Raw genomic sequence first — 12,421 nt, 5'->3', positions numbered from 1 at the left:
CTCTAACAAATAACTTGTGTGCAAAATCTGACCTTCTGCAAATTTTGAGTAGCGAATTATGAAAAAAACAGATCCCTTAGAAAATCCTGAACTCGATCGTGCAAGTCTGTTTGTATTAATGATCCCAGTCATCGGCTTTTTCCCCGCCCTGTGGACTCTTTACCGCCGTCAGGGCAGCCCCGAACGCAAAGCCGTCAGCCGCTTAGCAATTGCCCTTGCTTTTAGTTGGCTCTTAGGACATATTCTTTTAGAAGCTGGAGCGATTTCTGCGGAATCTCCGACACTTCCCATGTTATTAATGAGTAGCCTGCTAACAACCAGCTATTTCATCGTTGCTCTGGGACTGATGGTTCGCCTCTGGAAGCGTCAACCGCTATGGTTGCCCGGAATTAGCCGCGTAGCCGAGCAAGTGGTGGGCAAACATTTATCATAATTTAGGGTTCTTTTAAGCCCCTACAGTATTGATTGATTGCGTCTTCAGCTTGATACTACATATTGCCATTATCTTTTTTTATTTTTGTTGTGTGTGAGGAAGCCAGTGCCAGCTCAAAAAATTCCTAATCAAGACCCTATCCAACAATCAACTGCTCAACCTTCACCCAAAAAATCTTCCCAGCCCCATCGAGGCCGCTGGCTGGGTTTTGGTTTTGGTTTGGCTGGAGTAGCCATGCTCTCAGCCACAGCCGGAGCGTTGCTAGCCGTGTCCCTTTCCACAACGCCGCTTCAGCAACAAAAGTTGAGTCCTGAAGAAGCAGCAGTATTTTCTCAAGGCGACATGGCAAAGCTCAACATGAAGATGCCGGAGCTGACTCGCCCAGTTAATATTTTAGTTTTAGGACTTAAGGTTCTGAGTTCAGACATCGACGGCCATGCCGATAAGGAGCAGGGATACGAGGTGTGGCAGAACTCTTTCAAGGGGTTAACCGATACCATGCTGTTGGTTAGATTTGACCCTCAAAATAAAAAGTTAAGCGTGCTTTCCATTCCGCGAGATACCCGCACCTATGTTGAAGGTAGGGGCGAGGTGAAAATCAACGAAGCTAATTACTACGGGGGCCCAGCTTCGTCAGCGAAGGCAGTCAGCGGACTCTTGGGCGGCGTGGGAATTGACCGCTATGTCACAGTCAATATTCAAGGCATAAAAAGCTTGGTCGATGCACTTGGTGGCATTACTATCAATGTCCCTAAAGACATGAAGTATACCGATGAAAGCCAGCATTTATATATAAATTTAAAGGCTGGCAAGCAGAAACTCACCGGCCAACAAATCGTGCAATACTTGCTTTATCGGCACGACGATTTGGGCGATATTGGGCGGGTGCAGCGCCAGCAATTGTTGATGCGGGCTTTTGTGGAACAGGAAGTTAATGTAGGTTTGCTGTCTCGCTTGCCGAAGATTTTGTCGGTGATTCAGTCTCACCTTGACACCAATTTGAGTATAGAAGAATTGGTCGCTTTAGCTGGTTTTGCTACTCACACCGATCGCGATAGCGTGCAGATGTTGATGGTTCCCGGCAAGTTCAGCGATGCCAAAGATTATAAGGCGAGTTTTTGGTTGCCAGACCAATATGGCATCGAAACTATGGTGGCGGAACATTTTGACTTCGGCCAGAATAGTTGGACAATTGAGAATGCTGATGCGACTTTTCTGAAGGTGGCGATTCAAGATAGTACCGGAGATCAAGCTGCTGTTGAAGCTTTTGTCAATAATTTGACTCAAGCGGGTTATCGGAATGTTCAGGTTTATAAAGCTTGGCCCGAACCGCTGGAGGTAACAACTCTAGTGGCTCAAGACGGCGATGTTAAAGGTGCTCAAGCAATTCGCCAGTTTTTGGGTTTTGGGGAGGTGCTGGTTGAGAGTACGGGTGCTTTGCAGTCAGATGTGACAATCAGATTGGGCAAGGATTGGTTGGAGAAAAAGGCTCAGTCCGGCGGGGCGGCTAAGTCTTTTTAAACTGGATTTTAACAGGGGTATTTGTAGGGACACAGCATTGCTGTGTCCTCTTCTTTTGTGTGGGTAGAGAAGGAGGCGATCGCTTTTTTGTCGATTTACTGATACTATATTTTTTGGTGATGATGAATCACGATCGCAATACCGATACTTCCCTCCGCAATCACAAGTGAAACAATAATCAACAAGGGAAAGCTTAAGATATTTTATAAAGGTAGGGTTGATGAACAAGGGTGCTAAAATAGACCGACAGCGCGAACATCAGGCAAATGAACGCACCTTCCTTGCATGGTTACGAACTTCACTGGCTTTAATTGGTTTTGGGTTTGCGATCGCTCGGTTTAGTTTATTTCTCCGTCAATTTCAAGCTACAGTGACTCAGCAACAAGTTTCCTCCCCTCCCTTCTTCAACTCAGAAACTTTAGGGCTGAGTCTGGTCATTTTGGGAATTGCGGTCATTGCCTTAGCAGCGTGGCGCTATAATCGAGTTTTCTGGCAAATTGAGCGAGGTGATTATCGCCCAAATCGTGTGCTAGTTTGGATTCTGACTGGAACAGTGATGATTTTAGGAACATTAAGCATTCCGTTGTTGCTATGGCGCGATCGCGGAAATATAGCTCCCACTTCAACTCCTAAAAATTCTCAATTCTAAGTTAATCCGATCGCTTAGCTAAAGTGCCTATTCCTTCGTTCAGCTACCATATAAGCGTCCCCCATTGTCTTGATTTTTTCCCAACGCTGCAAATCGGTCAGGCGATCGAATTGAGGTGGTCGATCGTGGAAGTAAACTGGCTCACATCGCAAGTTTGAGCTTTGTTGCAACTTAAAAATTTTCAAATTCCATTAATAGCGATCGCCCACAGGTAAGCTCAGTATAAACCCTGTTTGACCAAGTATGGCAGCATCTAGTTTAATATCGCCGCCGTGGGCCCGTGCGATTTCCCTTGCTAAACTTAGTCCCAATCCCGATCCTTCGATTTTTTGGATCTGAGTGGAGTCACCGCGATGGAATCTCTCGAAAATGCGATCGCGCTCGCTCAAAGAAATATCCTGAGAACTATTGACAATTTTCACAATTACTCTTTTTCCCTGACAGTTAGCCTGTAACCTGAGCCAACCCTCTGGCAAATTATATTTAATCGCATTACCAACCAGATTTTGCACAACCTGCACCAGCAAATCGCGATCGCCCTTGATATATAAATTGGGAGCAATGGTCATTTGCACATCTAAATGCGGTGCTAGCAGTTCCATATCTTCGGCAATTTCCGATAGCAAAGCCGATATATTCACCTCAACCAAATGTAAACCCATACGTCCGGCATCGGCTAGGGAAAGTAATAGAAGTTTACGGGTAATTTCACTCAAACGGCGCACTTCATCCAATAAATTGCTCAGGGTTTGCTGCACCTCAGAACCTGATTCAACTTGATGCAAAGCCCGTTCTAGTTCCCCTTGCAAAATTGCCAGCGGAGTCTTTAATTCGTGGGCAGCATCTCCACTAAAACGAGAAGCTTGTTTAAAACTTCGCTCCAGACGTTCTAACATCTGATTGAACACAAAAATTAATTCTACAAACTCTATATCCGTTGAGCCGACAGGAACGCGCCGATCTAGCCCTTGTACGGTGACATTGCGAATTGCCATCGTGAGTCGCCCAATTGGATATAGAATACTCCGCGATATGACCCACGCTCCACTGGCCACGAGTAAAAGCACTACAGGAATAGAAATTAGAAAGATATTGCGAATGGATGCCATTTCCCGATCGATCGCTTGTAAATTAACAGCGATCGCTATTTGAGTCTGAGGAGAATGAATCGCGCCCACGCGCCAAACTGCCATCCTAGTACGCTGGGTTGCTAGTTTAGCTTTGAAAACTCTAGGAAAATCAGGTCGATCGAATTGAGGAGGTCGATCGCGCGGGGGTCTTCTTTCTCTGGGTAAGAATGAATCGGGTCGATCGGGAGGTTGTCGATCGGGAGGTGGTGGATAGGGTGGAGGTGGTGGAGGGGGAGGTTCTAATTGAAAAGGTATTCTGGTAGGATCGGGAGGCGGTTGAGGCAGCGATCGCCATAGTGAATTGGCATCAATTCCATCTTGCCACTGGCTCGATCGGTACAGCAAATTACCATCTCTATCAGTCACCAGCAAAGCCACGGTTGTTTCCCCATCATTCATGCCCAAAACTGAGGGTAAAGAATCATTATAAACATCCCATTGGGCCGATTGCGGGCGGGTAGATTGGATTAACTGATTCTTGATTTCAGCATCAAGACGCTTGACCTTAGCATCGTAAATCAACCACCACGAAACAATACTAAAGCCAATTAGAGCAATACTTGCTAGAACAGCAGATGATAGAGCAATGCGAAAGCGAAAAGATTGCAATTTCACGATGGGGAATCTGGTTTGCGAAACCGATAGCCAACGCCGCGCACGCTCTCAACCCATCCTGTACCGCCGATGGGTTCAATTTTCTTGCGAATGCGTTGAATACATACATCTACTACATTGGTGTTTGGGTTGAAATCATAACCCCAGATATGTTCGAGGATTTGCGTGCGGGTGAGTACCCTACCGGGCGATCGCATCAGATATTCCAAGAGATTAAATTCTCGACTTGTAAGTTCTACCGCATGGCGATCGCAGGTAACTTCTCGGAGAATGCGATCGAGCTTAACAGGGCCAACGCTTAGAATATTTTGGCGATCGCCCGAAGCACGCCGCACCACAGCATAAATCCGAGCAACTAACTCCTCAACAAAAAACGGTTTAGCCAAATAGTCATCAGCACCGAGATGTAACCCTTCAATGCGATCGTCGAGTTCATTGCGAGCAGTTAATAAAATCACGGGTACGTTGCGTCCAGCCTTTCGCAGATGTTTGAGAATAGATAATCCGTCTTTTCCCGGCAAAACAATATCAAGCACGATCGCATCGTACTCATTATCCATCGCCCGCCCATAGCCATCGTTGCCATTATCGCAATAATCGACCACAAAACCTTGTTCTTTCAAGCCCATACAAACAAAATTGGCGATTTTTTCTTCATCTTCAACGTATAGAACATTCATAGATTTACCTATTCGGTTGTGATTATACGGCCATCAGGGATTTACTTAAATTACAAAACTGTAATCCATCCGCACTGTTGCAGGTAATGTTTTGGGAATTTGATGTAGTTATAAACATTTTTGGATTGGCGATCGTAACTATCATGAAAATTACTTCACTACTGGCATTACCTGCTACAGCCTTGCTGCTGGGATTTAGCAGCTTGACTTTTCCCCATCAAACTACAACTAATTCTAATACTGTACTAGCCCAGAGCCAGCCCGAACCGAATCAAGAGCGCAGACATCCGCCCCGTATAGATTTTGCTGCTGCTGCCAAACAATTAGGAGTCAGCGAAGCCGAGTTAATCGAAGCTTTGGGCCTACCCGCCAAACCGCCGGAACCACCAAGTGAAAATAATCGCCCGCCCAGCCCACCGCCCCCTCCTCGTTTAGATATTCCCGGTGCAGCGAAAAAGTTGGGAGTCACCGAAGCAGAGTTGATTAAAATTCTTGGCATTCCACCGCGTCCACCGGGCGATCGTAATGTACCTCAAAATTCGGAAAAACGCTAATTTATCCACATTACAAAACTGTAATCCTAGGACAGGGATAAATGTCATATTCAAGCAACTTAATGAGTGAAGAGACTAAATCAAAGGCAGATTGAGAATTCATTTCTTTAGCCTGACAACAGATTCAAACTTAGAAAACTAATCCAGGTAATTACATCATGCCAGCACTATTTCCTAATTCAATCAATGCACCCGGCAACCAACCTCCCCAAAATCAAGGCGCACCGGGCAACCAACCTCCTCAAAATCAAGGCGCACCGGGCAATCCACCTCCCCAAAATCAAGGCGCAGCGGGCAACCAACCTCCCCAAAACCAAGGCGCACCGGGCAACCAACCTCCCCAAAATCAAGGCGCACTGGGCAATCAACCTCCTCAAAACCAAGGCGCAGCGGGCAATCAACCTCCCCAAAATCAAGGCGCAGCGGGCAACCAACCTCCCCAAAATCAAGGCGCACTGGGCAATCAACCTCCTCAAAACCAAGGCGCAGCGGGCAACCAACCTCCCCAAAATCAAGGCGCACCTGCCAATCCTCCCGAAAACCAAGGCGCATCGGGCAATCCCCCTCAAAATCAAGGCGCAGCGGGCAACCAACCTCCCCAAAACCAGGGCGAAATTGGCAATACTCCTCCTCAAAACCAGGGGGGAATCGGCAATATTCCTCCTCAAAACCAGGGGGGAATCGGCAATATTCCTCCCCAAAATCAAGGCGCACCCGGTGGCAATCCTCCTCCTCAAAACCAGGGCGCACAACTTACGAATTCTGCTTTACCTCCCCAAAACCCAACTCCACCCCCTCCCCCAGCTAACAGTATTAGCACCACAGCAGGAAACGACAATATTACCGGAGATAGTTTAGATAACTTTATCCTAGGCAGTAGTGGCACAGATACGATAACTGGAGGAGCAGGCACAGATACAATTAGCTATCTTTCGCTGGGCAGCGGCATTACCATTGAGGCTAAAGGTATTGTAGATAAAGGCGCAGCAGGTACAGATACCCTGCAAAATATAGAACAAATAATTGCTCCTTTAGGACAGAGTAATACCATCGATGCTTCTACAGGTAGCGGCACAGCTTCTATTAATGTGGATTTGTCGCAGAATCGTTTGGCGGTTAACAATTTACCCGGTATTGGCACTCTGAATTTTACTGTAGAAAATTTCGTTAATGTCACAGGAACTCCGAATGTAGATGTCCTTACCGGAAATATCCAAAACAATTCTTTAGTAGGAGGAGATGGTAACGATACACTCTCTGGTTTGCGCGGCAATGATACCCTGATTGGAGTCAATCCATCAAGTGCTACACCGGGAAGCAATGAAACCGATGTGCTGATTGGTGGTCGGGGTAGAGATATTTTTGTTCTCGGTGATGCCACCAAGACATACTATAGTGGAACAGGATTTGCATCGATTCAAGATTTTCAGCAGGGAATCGATCGCATTCAGTTACGTGGGAGTCTCTCTGACTACAATATTGTTGGTAACTCCATCAATTTGGCTGGTACATCTGACCAAATTGCTGTAATTCAAGGCGGCTTTACTCCTGATAGTTTCCTATTTGTGTAATATCAATTCCGGCTGCACTCCTTATGATACCGAGGACACGGAAGTGCCGTGTCCTAATTTATTCTTCCTACTTCTTCCTTCGTGTCCTTCGCGTCTTCGCGGTTCAATACTCTAATTTTTCCAGCACCAAAGGAGCAAATGCACTAATTTTCTGCAAACGCCGATCGCTCTTTAATCCAATCGAGTAAAATAGGATTGACCAGTTCCGGCGCTTCGTCTTGCGGGCAGTGCCCCACTCCCTCCAAAGGAATAAACTTTTCAACAGCCGGAAACTTAGCCAATTCTCGTCCCAATGCGATCGGCTCCCAAGGGTCATCTGTCCCCCACAAAATCAAAGCCGGACAGCTTAAACGCGGCAACAAATCCTCCGGTAGCGGGCCTTGAGAATAACTGATAAATGCCACAAATACTTCCACTGCGCCGCTGTCTTTGGCAGGTTCCAGCAGCATATTTACCAGTTCGTCGGTGACAGCTTCAGGACGGCGATAAGCTTGCAAAAGCACTTTTTTTACTGTTTTTGGCGTTGCTAATTGTTTAAAAAATAATTGACTTATCCACTTGACATTTAAAACTTTTTGTGCGATTGGCGCTCCAAAACTGCGATACCAAGGCAATTCGGCGCGTTTGCGATCGTGCAGCAACCGCAGGGAACAATTGAGTAAAATTACGCCAGAAGCAATATCGGGAAAATCCACAGCGGCTTGCATAATTGCCACGCAGCCGATCGAATTTCCGACCAGAAAAGCCGACCCGCCCGCAACTTCCCGACAAAAATCAGCAATTAGCTGTCCCCAAGTTTCAAAAGTATAGTCAATTTCAAGTTTGGGCGCGGGTTTAGCAGAACCGCCAAAACCGATGAGGTCGATCGCATAACAGCGGCAATCAGCAGCCAGCGCCGGCAAATTCTTGCGCCAGTGGCCCCAAGACGCACCGAAACCGTGGACAAACACCACCGCAGGCCCCTGCGTTCCCGCAGTTTGGTAGCAAATCGGAAAGCCTTTCCACAGCCAAGTTTGAGGGACAACAGCAGTTGACAAAGTGGGAATAGAAGATGTCATACGATTCTAGATTTTAGATTTTAGATTTTAGATGAATGCAAGGCTGCAAAGAACTCAAGTCATCAAAAAAAATGGGTGGAAACCCCGTCCTTATAGGACGGCTTTACAAAAAGACACAAGACAAGAAAGATCAACCATATCACAGAAGACGTGTTAGAGTGTGATGATGGAAAAAGCCTACCGCTATCGCTTCTATCCCACCGCCGAGCAAGAAAATCTCTTGCGACGGACAATGGGTTGTGCGCGGCTAGTGTACAACAAGGCTTTAGCTTTTCGTACAGAATCTTGGTACGAGCGTCAAGAGAGAGTTGGCTACAGAGAAACTTCCTCAATGCTGACCAATTGGAAGAAAGAGGAGGAGCTTGATTTCCTGAACGAAGTTAGTTGCGTACCTCTTCAGCAGGGGCTCAGACACCTTCAAACAGCTTTTACCAATTTCTTTGGGGGACGAGCTAAATATCCTAATTTCAAGAAAAAGCACAACGGCGGTAGCGCTGAATTTACCAAGTCCGCTTTCCGTTGGAAAAACGGACAGGTATTTCTGGCTAAGTGTAATGAGCCGCTACCTATTCGCTGGAGCAAACAAATTCCCGTAGGCTGTATCCCGTCTACTATTACGGTAAAGTTAACACCCGCTGGGCGCTGGTATGTCTCCATAGTTGTAGACGACTACACGATTAAACCGCTTCCAAAAATAGATAAAACTATAGGTTTGGATGTGGGAATCAGCAGTCTGATTGCCACTAGCGACGGCAACAAGATTGTCAATCCCAAGCATTTCAAGAAGCTTCGCAAGAAGTTAAAAAGGAAGCAAAAAGCTTTAGCTCGTAAACAGAAAGGAAGCAATAATCGAGGAAAAGCGCGGGTGCAAGTGGCTAAAGTCCACGCACAGATAGCTGATGTGCGTAAAGATTTCCTGCACAAGCTAACGACTCAACTGGTTCGTGAAAACCAAACGATTGTAGTTGAGGATTTGGCTATTAAGAATATGGTGAAGAACCATAAATTAGCTATTGCTATCAGCGACGCTAGTTGGGGTGAGTTAATTCGCCAACTAAGTTACAAGTGTCAGTGGTACGGGCGAGATATTCTAAAAATAGACCGCTGGTTTCCTAGTTCTAAACGTTGTGGAAACTGCGGTCAAATTGTAGATAAATTGCTGTTGAATATTCGGGAATGGAAATGTCCTAAGTGCGGGACAAAGCATGACCGCGATATCAATGCAGCAAAAAATATTTTGGCGGCTGGGCTAGCCGTGTCAGTCTGTGGAGCAACCATAAGACCCCAAGAGAGTAAATCTCGGAAGGCAGGTGCTACGAAGCAGAAACCTAATCGGTGACGATTGGGAATCCCCGTACTTTTAAGTCGGGGTGGATGTCAATACTACAAACCGTATCGCAATTCGAGGCAACCGCTAGGACATAAATCCCAAACCCTCTTCCCTCCTCCCTCTGCGCCCTCTGCGCCCTCTGCAGTTAATTCCTCTTCCTTCTGACTTTGCAGTTAGAGCCGATATTATGTCAGGATTAAAGATGCTGACTTCTTTGCTTTATTGAAATTTCCCCTATGCCAACGATCGCCCCAACTTCCGTCGTGCCGTTTCTCGGTTCCGAAATTGTACCCGACTACGACACAGCCAAAGTAGTAATCTTACCAATTCCCTACGAGGCAACAACCACCTACCGCCGGGGGTGCGAAAACGGGCCCGCTAAACTTCTAGAAGCTTCTCATCAACTCGAGTGCTACGACGAAGAACTAGATTCCGAAGTTTGCTACGATGTCGGAATTTATACAAAAGAGCCGATCGCCGATACGCGCAACAGCCAACGGGTTTCATCCTCAGAAATGCTGCAAGTCACCCAAGCCGCAGTGCATCAGCTAGTTACCGAAAATAAATTTGTCATCTCCCTCGGAGGCGAACACAGCATCACTGCCGGCGTTGTTGAAGGTTATCGCCAAGCATACCCAAACGAACCTTTCACAGTTGTGCAAATCGACGCCCACGGCGACTTGCGGCACGAGTACGAAGGCTCGATTCACAACCACGCCTGCGTGATGCGACGTATTGTAGATATGGGCTTACCGACACTGCAAATCGGGATTCGCGCTATCTGCAAAGAAGAAGCAGACTTAATTAAAGCAAAACAGCTAAACGTGATTCGAGCTAGGGAAATCGCTACTCAACCGGATTGGGCCGATCGGGCAATTGGCAGCATAACAACTAAGCGAGTATTTTTGACGATCGACTTAGACGGCATCGATCCGACTTTAATTCCAGGGGTGGGAACACCCGAACCGGGCGGGTTAAATTGGTATTCCCTCACCGGATTTTTGCGCCGCATCTTCGAGTCCTACGAAGTAATCGGGTGTGACATTATGGAATTAGCACCTCTTGTAGATTCTGTAGTCTCAGAATTTACCGCCGCCAAATTAGCATACAAACTTATTGGATACCAAGCTCTGGCTCAAGGTTGGCTAAAGCCAGACGAGGAATAAATCGCGAAGTACGAATCACAATAGGCTGTTGGCAAGGCTAGAATTAAGCTAAAGCCAAACAACAGCCAATTTTATTCGTGCTGACAGTTTCATCTTTCATGCTGGCAAATACTGCTCTTCACCTCCTGAAAACATGAGTTTACTAATCGATACACCGGGTACTCCCATTAACGGCTACGCTCCCGATTTTGAATTGCCGGGAGTTGACGAAGAAGTTCACCATTTAGCTCGCTATTTAGAAAAATATCGAGCTATAGGGGTGATATTTATGTGCAATCACTGTCCTTACGTGAAGTTGTATCTAAATCGCCTGAAAGAAATTCAAGCAGAGTTTCAAGATCGAGATGTTACTTTAATCGGGATTAATGCTAATGATGCAAATCAATATCCTGAAGATAGTTTTGAGAGTATGAAAACTTTTGCGGCTGACAATCAGCTCAATTTTCCCTACATCCGAGATGTTGCTCAAGATGTGGCTGAAAGTTTTGGGGCTTCTAAAACGCCGGAGGTTTTTTTATTAGACCAAGATGGCAGATTGCGCTACAAAGGTTTAATTGACGACAACGCTGACGATCCGGGGGCGGTGGGGGTGTCTTATCTGCGGAGTGCGATCGACCAATTGCTCAACACTCAACCCGTTGAGCCTTCCACTACAGAGGCGATCGGCTGTTCTATCAAATGGCGATCGTAGTCATTAGTCATTAGTTGAAAGGTGCCTCTGTTGTGAGATTGTTGGTTTGTATCGAAAATAATAGTAGCTGACGCACCCTACTTCATTATGGTAGGGTGCGTCCGGTTTTACATTCTCAATTTACACGAAAAGTCTAGTTCTAATGCACCATTGATCGGAAGCTGCTGTAAGCTAGATTTCTCGATCGCCCTATGAAAAATTAGAACATAGCCCTATGAAAACAAAACGCATCCTTAACTTCATTGTAGTAGCCGTCGTAGCAATGACACTACTAATTACTTGGAACTTGTTTAAAAGCATTCCTCCAGTCATAGCACAGCAGCAAACCTCCTTAACAGTATCCGCCGCTATCAGCCTCTCACAAGCTTTACAAGAACTCAAAACAGTTTATCAGACCAGCAATCCCAAAGTTAAGATTACTTATAATTTCGGTGCTTCCGGCGCTCTGGCACAGCAAATTCAGCAAGGAGCGCCAGTAGATGTATTTCTCAGCGCCGCTACAAAACAAATGAACGATTTGCAGCAATCTAACCTGTTAATTAACGACACGCGCCGCAATTTGCTAACAAATCGTCTGGTTTTGATTACTCCTAAAAATGGCGTTGCTTCGAGCGATTTTAAAGAGTTGACAGATGCCAGAATAAAGAAAATTGCGATCGGCGAACCGAAAAGCGTACCTGTGGGTCAATATGCTCAGGAAATGCTAAATAAACTTGGATTGTGGCAGCAACTCCAGCCAAAGTTAGTGCTAGGAAATAACGTCCGCCAAGTGCTGACATTTGTCGAAAGCGGTAACGTTGATGCTGGTATAGTTTACACGACTGATGCCAAAGCATCGGACAAAGTAACTGTGCGACTAACGGCTGCTGAAAATTTGCACTCGCCCATTGTTTATCCGCTGGCAGTTATTAGAAACAGCCGCAATCCGGCTGTTGCGAAAGCGTTTGTTGACTTTTTGGCGGGCGATCGGGCTAAAATAGTATTTCAGAAATACGGATTTGGGATAGGTCGATAACTAACTAA

General features: G+C 46.1%; 13 protein-coding genes. 9 read left to right on the top strand and 4 right to left on the bottom strand.

All coding sequences use genetic code 11. The features are described 5' to 3' along the window. The first annotated feature begins 58 nt into the window (after positions 1 to 58). The 3 genes from QT994_RS03380 to QT994_RS03370 all read left to right on the top strand — a co-directional run bounded on the left by QT994_RS03380 (position 59) and on the right by QT994_RS03370 (position 2,603). On the top strand, positions 59 to 433 hold the full coding sequence (locus tag QT994_RS03380; protein WP_015179569.1) for a hypothetical protein: 375 nt from the start codon (positions 59 to 61) through the stop codon (positions 431 to 433). Positions 434 to 538: 105 nt separating this feature from the next. Beyond that, positions 539 to 1,954, top strand: coding sequence for an LCP family protein (locus QT994_RS03375; protein WP_333171779.1), 1,416 nt, complete (start codon positions 539 to 541; stop codon positions 1,952 to 1,954). A gap of 220 nt (positions 1,955 to 2,174) precedes the next feature. After that, a complete protein-coding gene (locus QT994_RS03370; RefSeq protein ID WP_333171778.1) occupies positions 2,175 to 2,603 on the top strand; it encodes a DUF202 domain-containing protein in 429 nt (142 codons plus the stop codon). Positions 2,604 to 2,617: 14 nt separating this feature from the next. On the opposite strand, the gene QT994_RS27740 is transcribed toward QT994_RS03370, so the two are convergent. The 3 genes from QT994_RS27740 to QT994_RS03360 are packed head-to-tail and all read right to left on the bottom strand — an operon-like array spanning position 2,618 to position 5,028. After that, positions 2,618 to 2,755, bottom strand: coding sequence for an adenylate/guanylate cyclase domain-containing protein (locus tag QT994_RS27740; RefSeq protein WP_445243866.1), 138 nt, complete (start codon positions 2,753 to 2,755; stop codon positions 2,618 to 2,620). Between the two features lie 39 nt (positions 2,756 to 2,794). Continuing rightward, positions 2,795 to 4,348 carry an ATP-binding protein gene (locus tag QT994_RS03365; RefSeq protein ID WP_333171776.1) on the bottom strand — a complete coding sequence of 518 codons (1,554 nt, stop codon included), beginning with the start codon at positions 4,346 to 4,348 and terminating at the stop codon, positions 2,795 to 2,797. Then, the gene (locus QT994_RS03360) at positions 4,345 to 5,028 is read right to left on the bottom strand and encodes a response regulator transcription factor (protein ID WP_333129530.1); all 684 of its coding nucleotides are present in this window, start codon (positions 5,026 to 5,028) and stop codon (positions 4,345 to 4,347) included. Before QT994_RS03360 ends, QT994_RS03365 begins: the two co-directional genes overlap by 4 nt. Before the next feature lie 143 nt (positions 5,029 to 5,171). Between QT994_RS03360 and QT994_RS03355 the strand changes: the two genes are divergently transcribed. Then, complete coding sequence (locus tag QT994_RS03355; RefSeq protein WP_333047899.1) at positions 5,172 to 5,582, top strand: hypothetical protein; 411 nt, start codon at positions 5,172 to 5,174, stop codon at positions 5,580 to 5,582. A 158-nt stretch (positions 5,583 to 5,740) separates the two neighbouring features. Then, complete coding sequence (locus tag QT994_RS03350) at positions 5,741 to 7,153, top strand: M10 family metallopeptidase C-terminal domain-containing protein (RefSeq protein WP_333171774.1); 1,413 nt, start codon at positions 5,741 to 5,743, stop codon at positions 7,151 to 7,153. 143 nt (positions 7,154 to 7,296) lie between these two features. Here QT994_RS03350 and QT994_RS03345 read toward each other — a convergent pair whose 3' ends face one another. Then, positions 7,297 to 8,211, bottom strand: coding sequence for an alpha/beta fold hydrolase (locus QT994_RS03345; protein ID WP_333171772.1), 915 nt, complete (start codon positions 8,209 to 8,211; stop codon positions 7,297 to 7,299). 166 nt (positions 8,212 to 8,377) lie between these two features. Here QT994_RS03345 and QT994_RS03340 point away from each other — a divergent pair, with 166 nt between their 5' ends. From QT994_RS03340 to modA, 4 genes are all read left to right on the top strand, one after another. Then, entirely contained in the window at positions 8,378 to 9,550 is a 1,173-nt protein-coding gene (locus QT994_RS03340; RefSeq protein WP_333171932.1) for an RNA-guided endonuclease TnpB family protein, read from the top strand. A 227-nt stretch (positions 9,551 to 9,777) separates the two neighbouring features. Beyond that, the gene (speB, locus tag QT994_RS03335; protein ID WP_333171770.1) at positions 9,778 to 10,707 is read left to right on the top strand and encodes an agmatinase; all 930 of its coding nucleotides are present in this window, start codon (positions 9,778 to 9,780) and stop codon (positions 10,705 to 10,707) included. A 133-nt stretch (positions 10,708 to 10,840) separates the two neighbouring features. Continuing rightward, on the top strand, positions 10,841 to 11,398 hold the full coding sequence (locus QT994_RS03330) for a thioredoxin family protein (protein WP_333047895.1): 558 nt from the start codon (positions 10,841 to 10,843) through the stop codon (positions 11,396 to 11,398). A gap of 214 nt (positions 11,399 to 11,612) precedes the next feature. After that, complete coding sequence (gene modA / locus QT994_RS03325) at positions 11,613 to 12,413, top strand: molybdate ABC transporter substrate-binding protein (RefSeq protein WP_333171768.1); 801 nt, start codon at positions 11,613 to 11,615, stop codon at positions 12,411 to 12,413. Positions 12,414 to 12,421: the final 8 nt, after the last annotated feature.

The sequence above is a fragment of the Microcoleus sp. S13_B4 genome (assembly GCF_036700885.1).
Taxonomy (GTDB): domain Bacteria; phylum Cyanobacteriota; class Cyanobacteriia; order Cyanobacteriales; family Microcoleaceae; genus Microcoleus.
This window is presented reverse-complemented; position numbering and strand designations above follow the sequence as displayed.